Genomic DNA, 17,486 nt, shown 5'->3' on the forward strand with positions numbered 1-17,486 from the left:
GTTGGTGGTGCCTTTTCCAGCTATAGTGGCAATGCTTGCAAAGTTTTTATCGTCTGTTGCGCGGAAGATTTCAAAACCTGCATTGTCTTTTTCCGAAGCAGTTTCCCATGTTAAAACTGCTGAATTATTTTCCTTCTTAATTTGGAACGATAAAAGTGTGACAGGTAAAGTACCTACCTCTTCAAATGCACCCAGGTCAATATTTGCTTCTCTCAAGCGAGGGTTTCCCGCTAAATCTTTATCTGTATTGAGGTCTCTTCCCGTGGCGGCATATAGGGCGTTATTGCCTGCGTTAATCCCCAAACTTCCAGCTTGCAAAGCAAAATTTCCTGTATTGGCATCAAAAAATAAAGGGTTAGCACCAACCCTATTATTGTCGGCATCATTTACACCGTAGGTTTCCGTAATATTATTTTTTAAAGTAATTTGAGCAGAGGCGGGAGAAATGTCTTTTACATCATCAACATCCGTAACTTGATTGCCAAAGAAAATACTATTGCTAATGGTAATTTTGGGACTTCCTACCATTAGTACTGCAGCTGCAGTAGCATTACCTGTATTGGAAACGGCGATGTTTTTATAAAAAGTGCAATTGACTAATGAAACATCCAAGGTGTTGTTACCGTTGTTGGTCATGGCACCACCAACAGGCGACTCGTTTTCTACGAAAAGAGAATTGATGAATTTTACGGTAGTGCCAGTGCTATTGCCATTGTAAATAGCACCTCCACCAAAATTGCTTGCTGCCGTTAATACTTTATTCCCCTTAAAACTATTATTAACAAAGGAGGCAATAGTGTTGCCGTTGTATAATGCCCCGCCCCTAGTATCGGCATTATTGTTAATTAAGCTTACATTTTCATAATTGATAGTGCCACCATTGTGATAGGCTGCTCCTCCTATGGCGGCTTTGTTTGTGCTAAGGATAACTTTCGAGAGTTTTAACGTTGTACTTGGACTGGTTGAAAAAAAGTAAATGCCAGCGCCGTTACCGCCTCCAAAAGAATTGATTGCGGTGTTATTTCTGATGATGAGGTTTTGAGCTAATAGTGAGGCATTATGAAGGTAAATGGCGCCACCGTGTCGAGAGCTAATGAGATTTCCGTTAACCGTTTCGTCCATTCCAGACAAACCGCCTGAGGTTTGTCCTTCACTAATGGTAAAACCATTTATTTCGGCTGTTGTTCCCATGTTCCCACTTAAAACGATCACGTGCTGGGCATTGTTAGTGTTATTCCCATTTAAATTCCCACTTAATATCGTTTCATTGATCGTAAAATCTCGGTTATCTAAATTAAAAGAACTGGCATCCTCTGTCCCATTGAAACCACCATATAGCTTTAAATCTGGAGTCCAAACAAAGGTTTTGCTAACGTTTGTAGTAGCCACACTATTTTGATTAAGCAAAGCTGATTTAAATTGGGGCAGATAGGTACCTTTTGCAACCCAAACTTTTTTAACATCGTTGTTGATCTTTGCGTTGTCGACAACCATTGCCAGTTCTTTTGCGGCTTCTGCCCAAGAGGAACCATCGCCATCAAAAGCAGTATTTTGGTCCACATACACTACGCCGTTAGCATCGGGCATGTAATGGGTGGTTTCTGTATAGCCAATATCAATTCTGCCACCCTGCACCCTTTTTCTGCCATTAAAATCTAAGTTGCCCACTTGTACTTTATAACCTATGGTGTTGCTATTAGGGTCGCCTGCATCTTGAAGGCTTCCAGTGGTGATGTTATTCCCGACTCCAGCTTTATATTTTTGTACAAAGTTGTAGTCAAAATCTACAGTACCTTGTAAAAAATTAATGTCAGGATAGCTAGTTCCTTCGATATCGCTTAAATTATGGGTATTGCCTTTAAAGTAGTTGTTGTAGATAGTATAATTGCCATTGAATAAATAAATGCCACCTCCCCATTGGTTTTGGGAATTATTATTGGTGATGTTATTATTGAAAACCTTTACGTTTCCGCCAGCAATGCACATTCCGCCGCCGCCCATGTAAACAGCTGCGTTTGCGTTGATCAAATTGTTTCTTACTTCGGCATTCATGCCAATGTATAATCCACCACCACGCATCGCCGAATTATTTTCGAAAATATTTCGATTGATCAAAGCATTTTCAGTTCCTGAACCATTGATGAAAATCCCTCCACCAAGTGCAGATCCATTATTGGTGAACGAACATTGCTCCGCAGAAATGCTCACATTGGCGTAAATGCCTGCGCCGTGCTGCACATTAACTTCGAAACCTTTTATGGTGGTGAGTTGATCACTGAAAATATCTAATGAATAACCGTTGGTAATGGTAAAGCCATTAATGAAATAGCTTTCGGGGTTATTGCCCACAGCCACTACTACATGAAAGGAGTTTTGCCCATTTAGGCTTCCATCTAAAATTGATACATTTTGGCTCGAAGGTACACGTTGTGATAAAGCAGTTTCATTTCCTTCAAAGCTGCCATACAATTTTACCTTATCTAGCAATAAGAAGGCATTATACCTGCCATCGGCTTGACCAAAATTTGCATCTTTAACACTGTACAACGGATGATAGGTTCCTTTGGCCACCCAAATTTGTTTAACAAGATCTGGAGTGGTTTCGTTCAATGTTTTAGCCGCAATTAATGCGTCGGCCAATTCGCCAATCGCATTGTTCCATGCACTTCCATTGCCCGTTTCACCCTTTTTAACGTATAAAATCCCACTGGCATCTGGCGCTTGGGCAAAGCCAAAGCAAGCTGAAAAAACAAATAAGATAAACAGTGTTGTGGTTTTCATGATTAAGACACAATCTAGTTTTTAATGATTTTTACGATTGATTTTTGGGTGTCGCCCTGTAATTTCAATAGATAGGTTCCTTTAGGAATGCTATCCATCGCTATCACTTTTTCCGTTTCGGTTGGGTTAATTTTCTGCCGTTGTAAAACCCTTCCAGAGATGTCTAACAGCATGATGTTTTTATATTTGCCTTCATCAAAAAACACCTTTGCTTTTTCTATAACTGGATTTGGATAAAGCAAAACACCTTCGCTGTTGAGCTTGAAGTTCAATGTTCCAATTCCCAGCTCTTCCGTTTTTCCATCGATATCTTTTTGTACCAGTTTATAATAATTAAGGTCGTTTAATGGATGACGATCGTACCAAATGTAACTGCTTTTTTGGTTGGTGGTGCCTTTTCCAGCTATAGTGGCAATGCTTGCAAAGTTTTTATCGTCTGTTGCGCGGAAGATTTCAAAACCTGCATTGTCTTTTTCCGAAGCAGTTTCCCATGTTAAAACTGCTGAATTATTTTCCTTCTTAATTTGGAACGATAAAAGTGTTACGGGCAAAGTGCTTATACTTTCAAATGCACCTAAATCTATGCTGGCACCTAATAACCGTTGATTGCCTGCTAGGTCTTTATCTGTGGTTAAACTATTGTTACTACCATTGCCGTCTGAATCTTCATACAAAGTATTATTACCTGCGTTAATGGCTGGACTTCCAGATTTTAGGTTTAAGTTGTCGTCGGCAGTGCCTGCTATATTATCTGTGCCATTAATATTCGCAAAAAGTGGATTGACATTGCGCAGAGAGCTACTGGCTGCATCTAAACTAATGTTGAAACCATTGCCGGAATATTGCAGTAGCGTATTTTTAAGTATATAGGTAGCGCTATTTTCCTCTAAATTATTATTACCTATAAAACCCGTATTTTTCCATACAATACAATTGTTCAAAGTAATTTGCGAGCTGGTAGTGGCATGTATGGCTTGACCATTTGTTGCCTGGTTGGCGCTAAAGGTACAATTGGTAAACTCTGGTTTTGCCGTAGCACCGTAACTGTGCACTGCCCCGCCTACTGGGGCACTGTTGCCTATAAAACTAGCATTTATAAATTTTGGAGATGCTAGTGGATTATATATGGCACCTCCATTGCTTAAAGCTGTGTTTTCTGTAAAGCTTACACGGTTGTAAATGGTGGGGCCTGAATTGTGTACTGCCCCGCCCATACTTGCATAATTGCCTGTAAAGCTAACATTGGTTAAAATTGGTGAAGAAGAGGCATCGATGACCATTCCGCCACCATAAAGTGCATGGTTTTCATTAAAGCTAACCTCGTTAAGCTGTAGGGTTGGACTAAATGCCATTCCCAAGGCACCTCCTTTATTTTTAATGAAGCTAATTTTGTTAAGACTTGGGGAGGCATCGTAATTGTACATTCCTCCGCCAGCTATACTGGCGCTGTTGCCGTAAAACTTTAAATTGCTAAGGCTGGGCGAGGCACCGTGCACCGCCATGCCGCCGCCAGCTGTCCTGTAAATGGTTTGGCCGCTTACTGTAAAGGTTGCGCTAGTATTTGCGTTGCCTCCAGTAATGGTAAAGCCATCAAGAACTGCACCAGTCGAATTATCGGCAGATATGACCACGTGGTATGCGTTCTCACTATTGTTTGTAATGCTTAAACTTTGCCCTTTGCCGGTTATGATGTCATCGTTGTTAAAATCGCCGCTAAGCGTGGTGGTATTGGTGGAAACGGATAAATCCCGTTGGGCCAAGCTGGTTTCTGTACCCGCAAATCCACCGTATAATTTCACACCTCTTACCATTAAAAACGCGTTGTCTCGACCTTGGTTGGTACCAAAATTAGCCCCGCTCTCGGCGCTGTATTTTGGCTTGTGCGTGCCTTTGGACACCCAAATCTCTTTTATCGCTCCGTATGCTTCGATGTCTAGGGTCTTTGCCAATAATAGTGCATCTGCTAAATCTGGCATCGCGTTTTGCCAACTATCGCCATTGCGTTCTCCGGTGGCATCATTTTTTACGTACAAAATTTCCGTGTTGGTGTTCTCGTAGGCGCCCAGATCGATATTTTGCCGCCATAGTCGGGCATTGCCGGCGGCATCTCTGTCTGTGGCCAAGCTGCTGTTGCCGGTTTCGTCGTCACCATTTTCGTAAAGGCTATTATCACCACTACCAATGGCTGGGCTTCCCAGTCTTAGCTTAAAATTGCCGTTGGGCGCATCTATAAAAAGTTTTTCGGTGGTTACATTGTCCCTTGGTATAAGGTCTGTATAGCTTCCCCACGATGTATTGATGATGTCGCCATCTACCAAGCTTTTTTTTACCTTAACTTCTGCGTATTCATACCTGCTTCTCCGTCCATTATCCCAAAGAATGCAATTTTCTATCCTTATCTCACCGCAAGGGATGTGCAGACTGGTTCCTGTAGCGCGAGAATTGCCATACAAGGTGCAGTTAAGTAGCAAGGTGTATGTATTTAGTGCCTCGTAGCTATGTTCCAGGGCGCCGCCGCTACCTCCTCCGTTGTTGGCCATTAGGCAGTTGACAAACTTGGGCTTGCTAAAATTAACATCGATATATACGCCTCCTCCATGCTCGGCCTTGTTGTTGGAAAACCTGCAAGACATGACCGTGGGCGATGAGGTGTTGTGCAGACCGCCACCCGTTGTGGCATAGTTGTTCGAAATGTTGCACGAAGCCAGTTTTGGCAACGAAGAGTCGATATAAACCCCGCCACCATTGGTAGCGCGGTTTTCTGAAATAAGGCAATTGTTGATATCCAAAGGGCCGCCCAGATATATCCCGCCGCCCTGGCTGGCGCTGTTTCCAGAAATGGTGCAAAGCGTTATTATGGGCGCCCTAGTGCCAAAAGTGCCAATGCCACCCCCATATCCTGTTGCGTAGTTTTGGGAAAAGTGGCAAAGGGTTATGGTTGGCGATGAATTGTTGATGTACAGGCCGCCAAAGTTCGAGTGGTTTGATACGCCAATAGAATTGATTTGCCGTCTTATGAAAATGGCCGAGTTGGCATTTCCGCCTTTTACGTTAAAGCCGTTAAGTTCTGCCGTGCCCATATCGCCGGCCGATATCACCACGTGATAATAGTTGTCGGCATTGTTGGCAAAAGTCAATGTTTCACCTCTGCCGGTAACCGCATCGTTGCCGTTAGCATCGCCACTTAAAAAGCTCTGATTGGATGCTACAGAGAGGTCGCGCTGGGCAAGGTTTGTTTCGATCCCCGCAAAACCGCCGTATATTTTTAGGTCCTTTACCAGCAAAAAAGAATTATTCCTGCCATCGTCTGCGCCAAAATTATGGTCAAAAGGGCTGTACATGGGTTTGTAGGTTCCGCCCGCAACCCACACCTGCTTTATGGCGGTATTGGCTTTGGCAACCTTCAATACATCGGCAAGCTCGCCCACGGCATTGTCCCATGAATCGCCAGAGCCGGTAGCACCCTTTTTTACGTAAACAATGCCATTAGCATCGGGTGTTTGGGCAAAACTGAAAGATGCTAAAAAAATAAATAGTGTGGTGATTTTGATTTTCATCATGTTGGATTGGTTTTTCATTGACGATTTAAAAATGATACTTTAATGTACTTCCAATCAAATTTTAGGCGTTACAGAAGCGTTACAGTTTTATTGAGAATAGAAATTCTGGGTGTTGTTCTGGAAACTATTTAAATTTCTTTTCATAAACAAAGTGTCATGTTGAGTTTGCTGAAACATCATTTAAAAAGTAGTTTTCGACAGGCTCAGACTGATAAGTAAAAGCTCAGCCGAAATTTAAATAGTCTCTAAAATCCTGACTTTAGTTTTACAACATGGAATTGTTAACTTGATAACTTTGCGAAACCAAATAGATAACTTAGTAACATGATTAACAGGGCGACTTACCAAGCGGCGCAAATTGTTGCAGCTACCATAGAAACGCATTTTGCCGAACACTTGGCAGAAGCTAGTGCTAAGGGAGAAATTGATTTGGCACCTCAACCTCCAGCCCGAGTAATTGAAGCTATTTTAGACGCCGCTTTTTGGAGTAGCTTACGTAAGGAAGAAGGACATTCTCCTAAAATTTCGATTGCATTTTTACCTCCAGAGCAGGCTGTTAAGCCATTGTTGTTTAAACAGAATTTACCGTTAAATCCGACGGTGTTAACCAAATTGGCCCCTGGTGTTGAGCGTGGAGGAATCCATATTGGTGTATGGCACGATGGTTACGACCTATATATTTGGGGAACCACTTTAAATATTCCGAATTATTGTTTTGTAGTTGATGTTTCGGAGCCAGCTTTATTGGTAGTGAAACATCGTAGGATGGCAGGTTATGGTAAATTCACCAATGTTGCGGTGCTAAAAGGGGATCAAATTAAAATTGTGAATGAAAGTGCCCCAAAAATAGGCGAATGCCCTGGCATTTTATTATCACTGCTTGATCTTACGGCCGATAGTTATTGGAACGATTCTGCTAATATTTTGATCCAGTTGTCCGTTTCGATGCGGGCACATGGTAGGGGTGGTGCCGTGTTAATTGTTCCTCAAGGAAATGATGATTGGAAGCAATCGGTAATACACCCCATCAGCTACTCACTTACGCCTTCGTTTAAAGGTTTGTCTGATTTGGTAAAGAAGGATCGGAGTGATGCCAGCGAGATATTTTGGCAAACCGCTTTGAAAAGAGAAATTGATCATTTGGCGGGGTTAACAGCGGTGGATGGTGCGACTATTGTTACCGACGAATATGAATTGCTGGCTTTTGGTGCTAAAACTGGAAGGGCAAATAGTAGCGAGCATATTCATCAGATTTCATACACTGAACCGATTAATAACGCAGAAGCGGTGGTGGTGCATCCAGCTAAAATAGGAGGGACAAGACATTTATCTGCAGCGCAATTTGTTTTCGACCAACGTAGTGCTTTGGCTTTAGTTGCCTCACAAGATGGACATTTTACCGTCTTTAGCTGGTCAAAATCTTTGAATATGGTACAGGCTCAACGCATAGATGCGTTATTGCTATAGTTACATGCCAAATACAGCGAAAGCGATGGTGCCTAACAACATCAAGACCATTACAATACGGTCGGCTTTTACTCTTTCTTTGTAGGTAGAGGATTTAACCGTGCTTTTTGATTTAGCTTTATAAAATGTGGCATTGGCCGAATGTAGGTTTGCTATCATGACTACTCCTCCTTGTTGTAATATCATAAACAAAGACTAGGCCAATTTGTGTGGAAAAGTGGATAACTATCGTTTTTTATTTTTGTGAAATCAACAGTGTGCTGTGCGATGGAAAAAGCAAGGTAGGGAATTCGTGAGATTATTGCCTTATAGATTGTTTTTAAGGGTGTTATGTTATGGGTTTGATAAAAAAAGCCCTCACTTTTTTAAAGGTAAGGGCTTTCTATAAATCGTGTTTTGAAAATTATTTTTTGTGAAAGCGCATCACGACAATGTCTCCCATAATCAGGTGCAAGGTGTTGTCCTTAATGTCGTAATTGGTAATTGTTTCTAAGGTTTTAAAATATACAGACTCACCAGTTCCCTTACAAGCCATCTTTGTAGTGGCTACAGCGCCAAAATTAAGATTTCCGCCGTTGATTTTGATGGTGGTGTTATAGTTGTTACAGCTGCTATTGCCATTTGCTTTTTTTGCTGCTGTATCAAAGGTAATGGTTGGCTTTCTGTTTGGATAAAGACCATCAAATGCGATACGAGGTCCAGAAATATAATCTAGTTCCCAAGTTCCGTTCAAAGCTTGTTCTTTAGAAGAAGCCACTTCTTTTACTTCTTTGAATTTTGCTAACGGTGCCATACGTGCTTTATTGAGAGATAAGATTCCATCTTTTATGGTATAATTATCTGCAGCCGTAAAAACAGCTCCTAGTCCTTGTTCCACGCTCATATCTTGACAAGCCATCATGGTAGACATGCCTTGTGAAAAGTTGATGCGATTGTTAGCTGATAAGGTGAAGCTTCCGCCTATGCCATTACATCCCCCACTAGCGCTATATCGTTTGTCATTGTCATCTAGTTTGAGGAATGGTTCTTTTCCATTGATTTTATCGGCCACAGGTTTGCCATTTAGTTCAATCAGTTTCCATTTTTTCCCTGTAATCACTTCTGAGGAAGCGGCGTCTGTTTTACTTTCTTTTTGGAATATTCCGCAGCTACTCAAACTCATTGTGATAGCGAGAGCGCTCATTACGATTGCATTTTTCATGTTAAGCATTTGTTATAAAAATATTTTAGTTACTTCTACGGGATCTGATTCTAGATCCTCCGTAAAATCTGTTCTCTAGGGTCAAAAAAGATGCCACGATATTCAAATGAGTAGAAATAAGTTAGAAACGGTTGTATGAAATGATGCGATTTAGGTTGCTATATAATGAATCACATAGACAGATAGCGGACTCGACTTACTTTTAATAATGATCTTACAGAAGCCAGAAATATCATCGTAGAATAGTCCTAATTTCTGGATTTTTGGAGAGTATGTGTAAATTTCAGGCGGAAAGTGAGTTCCGCCTGAAGTTTATATTAGTGATGCAGCAAATAGCTTTTAAAACCAGCAAAGTCTGTTTTTAGTTCGTCTGCTTGTTTTGTTCTGCCGCTTAATTCTTCTACAGAAAGAGGAATTTCGATTTTAGAAGCTAACAATGGTGGGAAAATATCTGGGAATTTACAAGCATGGGCGGTAGATAAAAATACTGCTGCGCTTTCATCCTCAGTCTGTTGTCTAAATTTCTCTACAGCTAAGTAGGCAATCGCAGTATGTGGACAAGCAATGTAATCGTATTTTTCAGCGATGTCTTTAATACCTTCGAGGGTTTCCTCGTCTGTAAAACGATAAGCAGTGACTACTTCTTTTAATACTTTTGTATCTTGTTTGAATAAATCCATGATGCGGACCCAATTGCTAGGTGCGCCTACGTCCATGGCATTGGAATAAGTTTGTACAGATGGCTTGGTTTCGTAAACGCCAGTTTCCAAAAAACGCGGAACGGTGTCGTTTGCGTTGGTGGCCGCAATAAATTGTTTTACGGGCAAGCCCATTTTGTAAGCGAGTAGGCCAGCACCAATGTTACCGAAGTTTCCGCTAGGTACCGAAAATACCACCTCCTTAAATCCTTTTCTTTTTAGTTGTGCGTAAGCGTTGAAATAATAGAATGTTTGAGGAATAAGACGAGAAATGTTGATGGAATTGGCCGAAGTTAAACGGAATTTTTGGTTGAGTTCTTCATCGGCAAAGGCTTGTTTCACCAAAGCTTGGCAGTCGTCGAAAGTTCCATCAACTTCAATAGCTCTGATGTTTTGTCCAAGAGTAGTTAATTGCTGCTCTTGTATCGGGCTTACTTTCCCTTTTGGATAAAGGATGGTCACTCGAGTATTGGGCACGCCTAAGAAGCCCAGTGCTACGGCACCTCCAGTATCACCCGAAGTAGCCACCAAAACATCTAGTAATTGCTCCCCGTCTTTTAGGTAATAACCCATTACACGGCTCATGAAACGGGCACCAAAATCTTTAAATGCTAGGGAAGGACCATGAAAAAGCTCTAAAACAAAAGTGTTGTCATCTAAGGGAACAGCAGGGGCATCAAAATTGGCAGCCTCTTCTACTAAGGCTTTCAAATCATCGGCAGGAATCTCGTCTTTTAGTAACGCCGATGCTACTTCATAAGCAATTTCCGTTAGGGAATATTTTTCGATGTTATCGATGAAAGAAGCAGGTAGTTGAGGAATGACCTCGGGCATGTATAGTCCTTTGTCTAAAGGCATGCTATTAAAAACAGCCTCTTTAAAAGAAACGCGTAAGTCTTTATTGTTGGTTGAATAGAATTGCATTGGTTATGGGTTGTGGGTTACGAGTTATCGGTTATGAGTTGTTGGTTTATGGATTTAGTCCTGTAACTCATCACACAAAACTGGTAACAATTTTTACAATGTTTTAGGTCCTTCAGTATTTACTTCAGACACGTAAGCTTGGCTTTGAATATTGATTTGGTGTAGGTGCATTTGTTGTGCTTTGGTGATCAGTTTAGCGCTTTCCTCATCTTTGGTTAAGGCAAACACCGATGGGCCAGAGCCTGAGATGCCAAAACCCACCGCACCGTTTTCCATCGCTAATTTACGCAGCACTTCAAAATCGGGGATAAGGATGGAACGTGTAGGTTCTACCAAAACATCTTTCATGCTGCGGCCAACCAAATCCAAATCGTTTAAAAATAAGCCGCTTACTAAGCCTGCTACATTTCCCCATTGGGTAACAGCATCTTTTAGCTGCACCTTTGCGCGAATCATTTGGCGGGCATCTTTAGTCGGTACATCCACTTCTGGATAAACAATAGCTGCATACATGCCTTGTGGTACTGGTAAAGAAATCACATCCAAAGGCTCGTAACTGCGTACCAATACAAAACCACCCATAATGGCTGGTGCAACGTTGTCGGCATGCCCATAACCGCAGGCAATTTCTTCGCCCTTCATGGCAAATGGCACCAGCTCTTTTGCGGTGAGTAAATTGCCCATCAGTTGGTTAATGGCATAAAGTCCTGCAACGGTACTGGCAGAGCTAGAACCCAAGCCGCTGCCAATGGGCATTTTTTTGTGGAGTTCTATTTCTACGCCAACATCTTCTCGGCCGATATGTGCTAAGTAATGTTTTACCGAAGCACTTACGGTATTTTTATCGCTGTTAAGCGGAAGTTTTCCATCGTCGCCAGTAATTTTCAGTAAGCGAACGCCAGGTTCTTCAACCAAACGCATCACTACTTCGTCGCCTGGAGCGTTTACGGCAAAGCCCAGCACGTCAAAGCCGCATACTACGTTTGCTACTGTTGCAGGAGCAAAAACTTTGATTTCTGTTCCAAGTGCTACTGCGGGTAGGTTTGACTTTTTATCACTCTTGTATTGTAAAGTGTCCATTTTTAATTTTCTATATTTTAATTGAACGTTTCGTCATTGCGAGCCTGCGAAGCAATCTTAAGGCATCTTGTATCATGTGTAAGATTGCTTCGTGCCTCGCATTGACGGTTCTCTGCTGATTACGGGGTAGCTACGTTAATAATATCTGCAAATACACCTGCGGCAGTTACTTCGGCACCAGCACCTGGGCCTTTTACGACCATCGGACGGAATTTATACCTATCAGTCACGAAAGAAATGATATTATCGGCACCAGATAAGGCATAAAATGGATGGTCTTCACCCACCATCTGCAAACTGATTTCTACTTTGCCATCTTCCATCTTCCCAATATAACGCAGTACTTTTTTCTCACTTTCCGCAGTATTTTTCAGGTTATCGAAATAAGCCGCGTTGTTTTTTAGTTCCTCATAAAATGCTTCTACCGAATCCGCTTTTAAACAAGCTTCAGGTAAAATGTTATCGATTTTAACATCCGATGCTTCTAAAGGGTAACCTGCATCTCTGGCTAAAATCAACATTTTTCGCATAAAATCTTTACCATTCAAATCGTCTCGTGGATCAGGTTCGGTATAACCCAAGTCCTGCGCCTCTTTTACGATGTCGTAAAAAGCGGTGTCACCTTTAAAACTGTTAAAGATAAAAGAGATGGTTCCTGATAGGATGGCTTCAATTTTATCAATCCTATCGCCGCTCATCATGAGGTTTTTCAAAGTGCCAATGATAGGCAGGCCAGCACCCACGTTAGTTTCGTAGTAGAAGTCTACCCCATGTTTTTTAGCGGTATCTTTGAAAAGCTTGTATTGTGCAAATTCCGCAGAGTTGCCTTTTTTGTTGCAGGCTACAATGGATACACTACTTTCAAAAACTTGCTTGTAGAAAGGAATTGGTGCCTCGCTTGCTGTATTGTCTACAAAAACGCTGTTCGCCAAGTTGAGCGATTGCATTTTGGCCACATATTCTGATAGGTTGGCTTGCTCGCCTTTTTCTTCTAAAGTGGCTTCCCAATGGTCTAGGTCAAAGCCATTCGCATCAAATACCATTTTTCGGGTATTGGCAATGCCTACTACTTTAACCTGTAAATCATTTTTCTCTGCTAGGAATTGGGTTTGATCTTTAATTTGTTTGAATAAAGTCTTTCCGATATTTCCTGTTCCCAAGCAGTATACGTTTAAGGTACGTTTCAAATCGGTATAGAAAGCGTCGTGTACTGCGTTTAGAGATTTCGCCAAGTCATCTTTACTGATGATTACCGAAATGTTGTATTCAGAAGAACCTTGCGCAATGGCTCTAACGTTAATCCCGTTACGGCCCAGTGCGTGGAACAATCTGCCGCTCATGCCTGGCGTACGTTTCATGTTCTCGCCAACAATGGCCAATACCGCTAAATCACCTTCTACTTCTGGATAAGCCAGTTTTCCAGCAGCTAGTTCTAATTCAAATTCTTTGTTGATGATGGTCACTGCTTTGGCTGCATCAGGAGGATTAACTGCGAAAGTAATGCTGTGCTCTGATGAAGATTGGGTAATTAAGATTACGTTGATTTGTTCCCTTGAAAGTAAAGAGAACAAGCGTCCGCTAAAGCCAGCTTTGCCAACCATACCACTACCACTCAAATTAATGATGCTGATATGATTGATAGAGGAAATTCCTTTGATGGGTAAATCTGAAGGTTTGATATTGCTACGAATGAATGTGCCTGCAAATTCAGGTTCGAAAGTGTTTTTGATGACCAAAGGAATTTTCTTGGCGAAAGCAGGTACCATGGTTGGCGGGTAAATGACCTTGGCACCAAAATAACTCAATTCCATGGCTTCAATGTAGCTCAGTTCATCCAATGAAAAAGCTTTTTTAACGATGCGAGGATCGGCGGTCATCATGCCGTTCACATCAGTCCATATTTCAATTTCAGCGACGTTTAAAGCTGCGCCCCAAATGGCTGCGGTATAGTCGGAGCCGCCGCGACCCAAAGTGGTTATTTTACCATCGTTAGTGCTGGCGATAAAGCCAGTTACGAATAGAACTTTGTCGCTGTGTTGCTCGTGAAATTCGTTGATCAGTGCATCGGTTAGTGCAAAATCAACTCTGGCATTGCCAAAGTTGCTGTCGGTTTTAATTAGCTGAGAACCATCCACAAACAATGAATTGTCGAAATATTGTGTAGCGATGTGGCTCACCATCATGTTCGAACATCTTTCGCCAAAGCTCACAATAAAATCTTTGGTGCGTAAGCTCAATTCTTTTAAGCTAGCCACTGCTTGCAAGGCATCTTCCAATTCGTTGAAAAGGATTTTTAATTTGGTTAGAATTGGGTTTTGAGCGGCTGCTGGTAATAGCGCTTTAACAACTTCGAAATGTTTTTTCTCGATGCCGTTAAGTTGTTCCTGATAGTTTTCGCCTTTTTCGGCTAGGTCTGCCATTTCTAGAAGAAGATTGGTTACTCCGCTCATGGCCGATAATACAACTACCGGATTGGCATGCTTTCTTTCTTCTTGTACTAGTTTTAGCAGTGTTTTAATGTTCTCGGAGGTACCTACGGATGTACCGCCAAATTTGAGGACTTTCATTCGTTTATTTTATTAGTTTTCAGTGGTTTAAAAAAAAAGGCGCTCCCGAATGATCGGGAGCGCCTTTTTGTGTTTTTTATGTTTTTCAATTTTACACAACGTTACTGCTCCCGATAGCTTTTGCCTCCGGTAATAATAATGGTGGTAATAATTGATGAGTTAAAAATCATTTCTATTGTTGGTGTATTTTATACACTGCAAATAAGGATATTATTTTTTGTAAATGCAAATGTTTTTGGTGAATTTTTTAATTTTTTTAATTGTGTGTTGTGAAATTGATTAAATAGTGGAGTGATTTTTATTAAATCCTAAAAACATCTACTGCTTGACTAGTATTTTTTCAAAACAAATACTGTTATCAATCCCTTCGTATTGTCCGTAGTTGGGAATAATGTGGTAGCTATTTTTTTGATAGAGGGAAATGGCATCGGGTTGACGTTTGCCCGTTTCGAGTACACATTTGTCAAAACCCAATTCATGTGCCCATATTTCGAGGTGTTGTAAAAGTAAGCTTGCTGCGCCTCTACCTCGGTAATTGGGTTGAGTAAACATTCGTTTTACTTCCATGGTGTCTGTAGCATAAGCTTTGATGGCACCGCAGGCTACGGGAATATCATTGTCGTAAACCAGCACTACGTGATTAATTTTGTCAATTTTATTGTATTGGGCATAAAAGCCATGTTCTTCACCGTCTATTTTGGCTAATTCGGCATCAAGCAACTTTACTAATACAATAAAGTCAGGGTCTGAGGAGGTAGTTCTTTTAGTGGTAAAAGTCATGGTTGAGGTTTAAGGTTCAAATATAGTTAAAGTCTTAACCCTCGTAGGTTTTTAAAAACTGCGAGGTTTAGAGATGGTGGTGGCGAAGTGGGGTTACTGTATAGGCTTGGTTTTAATAAACCCGATAGGAGCGGAAATACTTTTTGTTTGGTTTACTTGTCATTCCGAGGAACGATGAATCTCGTTCTGAACAGCATTCTCCTACAGATCCTTCACTAGCGTTCAGGATAACAAAGCCAACAAAAAGATTGTAGCGGATAGCGGGACTACAATAACCGATGAGTACAAATGCTTATTTTCAAATGATAAAGATGAGATAAAATATTTAGGCTAAACTTAGCCGGTTTCTTAGTACTTTTGGCCGTTAAAAAATAGCAACCAAATATATTGATGGGCTTGTTTGAAAGAGGCTTATCGCAATTCAAAATAGATAAAATAACAAATGAAAAACACCGCTTTAACCGAGAAACACATTTCGTTAGGCGCCAAGATGGTTCCTTTTGCAGGTTACAACATGCCTGTGCAATATGAAGGTATAAATGCAGAACACGCAACTGTACGTAATGCAGTGGGCGTTTTTGACGTAAGCCACATGGGCGAATTTATCCTTAAGGGAGAAAATGCCTTGGATTTAATTCAGCGTGTGACGAGCAATGATGCTTCGAAACTTTATGATGGTAAAATCCAATATTCATGCTTGCCTAACGAAACTGGCGGGATTGTAGACGATCTTTTGGTTTATCGTATTGACGAAAAAACCTACATGTTGGTGGTAAATGCTTCGAACATTGAGAAAGATTGGAACTGGATCCAAAAGTTTAATGATAAAGGTGTTGAAATGCACAATATTTCTGACCAAACTTCGCTATTGGCGGTTCAAGGCCCTAAAGCTGCGGATGCTTTACAATCGTTAACGGATATTGACTTGGCTTCGATGGAGTATTACAGCTTCAAAAAAGGCAAATTTGCGGGTGTTGATAATGTACTTGTTTCGGCAACGGGTTATACTGGTGCTGGTGGTTTTGAGATTTACTTCGAAAACCAATATGCAGATCAAATTTGGGATGCCATTTTTAAAGCAGGTGCTGAGTTTGGCATTAAGCCGATTGGCTTGGGTGCTCGCGACACTTTGCGTTTGGAAATGGGTTTCTGTTTGTACGGTAACGATATTGATGATACTACTTCACCAATTGAGGCTGGCTTAGGCTGGGTAACCAAGTTTACCAAGGAGTTTACCAATTCGGCAGCTTTGCTTGCGCAAAAAGAAGCGGGTATAAGCCGTAAACTGGTAGGTTTTGAAATGATCGACAGAGGTATTCCTCGTCATGATTATGTGGTTGTTGATGCGGATGGAAACCAAATTGGTAAGGTAACTTCAGGTACACAGTCACCATCATTACAAAAAGCCATTGGTATTGCTTATGTAGCTAAAGAGTTTGCTAAAGAAGGTACTGAAATCTTCATCGACATTAGAAATAACAAAGTAAAAGCTCAAGTAGTTAAATTCCCTTTCTTGAAAAAATAAGGTTACCAGTTACGGGTTATGAGTTACGGGACTAGGTCTTAGCTCATAACCCATAACTTTTAACCCGTAACTCCGAAAAATGTCTAAAATTGAAGTTTGTTTAACGCCTGCGCTGCTCGATTTATATCCAATTGAAAATAGTATTGTAGTTGTCATTGATATTTTAAGAGCAACTTCTTCTATTACATACGGCATCGAAAATGGTGCTGAAGCGATTATTCCAGTGATGAATGTGGAGGATTGCTTGGCTTATGCTGATCAAGGTTATTTATTGGCGGCAGAGCGTAATGGGGAAGTGGTAGCGGGTTACGATTTCGGGAATTCGCCCTTTTCATACACTGCTGAAAAAGTAGCGGGAAAAACCATTGTATTGACTACCACTAATGGTACAAAAGCCATGCATTTGGCGCAAGAAAGAGCTTATCAGGTGGTTGTGGGTTCTTTTCTTAATCTTTCGGCCGTTTGCGACTATCTTAAAAAGGAAAATAAAGATGTTTTATTGTTGTGTGCGGGCTGGAAAGATAATTTCAACTTAGAAGATACTTTATTTGCTGGTGCTGTGGTAGAGCAGCTTCAAGGTGATTTTACCGTTGGTGATGATTCGAGTGTGGCTGCACTGGATATGTACCAACTGGCCAAAGGCGATTTACGTGGGTATCTTCAAAAATCTTCTCATAACCATCGTTTAATTAAGCTGAATATAGAGGAAGATGTTCGTTTTTGCTTAAAAATTGATGTTTGCAAAGCTATTCCTGTGCTGCAAGGCGAAATGTTGGTGGCACTAGCCTAATTTCTTTTTTCCTGTTGTTGATTTTCTTGTTTCCCTCTTGTGTTTAGGGTTTTGTAAAACGAATGTTACTTAACATGCGGTTAAACTTCTCTAAACAATAAAGTTCTAACTTG

Annotated in this window: 11 protein-coding genes; 3 read left to right on the forward strand and 8 right to left on the reverse strand. The window is 41.1% G+C overall.

The features are described from left to right. Positions 1-2,781: choice-of-anchor Q domain-containing protein (locus DUT70_RS16055; protein ID WP_205529819.1), on the reverse strand; the 2,781-nt coding region annotated here is incomplete at its 3' end. 14 nt (positions 2,782-2,795) lie between these two features. Beyond that, complete coding sequence (locus DUT70_RS16060; RefSeq protein ID WP_113648372.1) at positions 2,796-6,359, reverse strand: choice-of-anchor Q domain-containing protein; 3,564 nt, start codon at positions 6,357-6,359, stop codon at positions 2,796-2,798. 306 nt (positions 6,360-6,665) lie between these two features. Between DUT70_RS16060 and DUT70_RS16065 the strand changes: the two genes are divergently transcribed. Further along, positions 6,666-7,808 (forward strand): putative sensor domain DACNV-containing protein, encoded by a 1,143-nt coding sequence (locus DUT70_RS16065; protein ID WP_113648373.1) that lies wholly within the window; start codon positions 6,666-6,668, stop codon positions 7,806-7,808. Here the strand turns inward: DUT70_RS16065 and DUT70_RS21215 are convergent, their stop codons facing one another. From DUT70_RS21215 to DUT70_RS16090, 6 genes are all read right to left on the reverse strand, one after another. After that, positions 7,809-7,967, reverse strand: coding sequence for a hypothetical protein (locus DUT70_RS21215; RefSeq protein WP_205529820.1), 159 nt, complete (start codon positions 7,965-7,967; stop codon positions 7,809-7,811). Positions 7,968-8,211: 244 nt separating this feature from the next. After that, positions 8,212-9,009, reverse strand: a complete 798-nt coding sequence (locus tag DUT70_RS16070) for an META domain-containing protein (protein ID WP_113648533.1) — start codon at positions 9,007-9,009, stop codon at positions 8,212-8,214. Between the two features lie 317 nt (positions 9,010-9,326). Beyond that, positions 9,327-10,631 (reverse strand): threonine synthase, encoded by a 1,305-nt coding sequence (gene thrC / locus DUT70_RS16075; protein ID WP_113648374.1) that lies wholly within the window; start codon positions 10,629-10,631, stop codon positions 9,327-9,329. Between the two features lie 93 nt (positions 10,632-10,724). Then, positions 10,725-11,711: a homoserine kinase gene (locus DUT70_RS16080; protein ID WP_113648375.1), complete on the reverse strand. Its 987-nt coding sequence runs from the start codon at positions 11,709-11,711 to the stop codon at positions 10,725-10,727. A 119-nt stretch (positions 11,712-11,830) separates the two neighbouring features. Beyond that, positions 11,831-14,278 (reverse strand): bifunctional aspartate kinase/homoserine dehydrogenase I, encoded by a 2,448-nt coding sequence (thrA, locus tag DUT70_RS16085; protein ID WP_113648376.1) that lies wholly within the window; start codon positions 14,276-14,278, stop codon positions 11,831-11,833. Between the two features lie 318 nt (positions 14,279-14,596). Beyond that, entirely contained in the window at positions 14,597-15,058 is a 462-nt protein-coding gene (locus tag DUT70_RS16090) for a GNAT family N-acetyltransferase (protein WP_113648377.1), read from the reverse strand. Positions 15,059-15,500: 442 nt separating this feature from the next. Between DUT70_RS16090 and gcvT the strand changes: the two genes are divergently transcribed. Then, positions 15,501-16,583: a glycine cleavage system aminomethyltransferase GcvT gene (gene gcvT / locus DUT70_RS16095; protein ID WP_113648378.1), complete on the forward strand. Its 1,083-nt coding sequence runs from the start codon at positions 15,501-15,503 to the stop codon at positions 16,581-16,583. 79 nt (positions 16,584-16,662) lie between these two features. Continuing rightward, positions 16,663-17,373, forward strand: a complete 711-nt coding sequence (locus DUT70_RS16100; protein ID WP_113648379.1) for a 2-phosphosulfolactate phosphatase — start codon at positions 16,663-16,665, stop codon at positions 17,371-17,373. Positions 17,374-17,486 lie beyond the last annotated feature (113 nt).

It is taken from the genome of Pedobacter chitinilyticus (assembly GCF_003313385.1).
GTDB lineage: Bacteria > Bacteroidota > Bacteroidia > Sphingobacteriales > Sphingobacteriaceae > Pedobacter > Pedobacter chitinilyticus.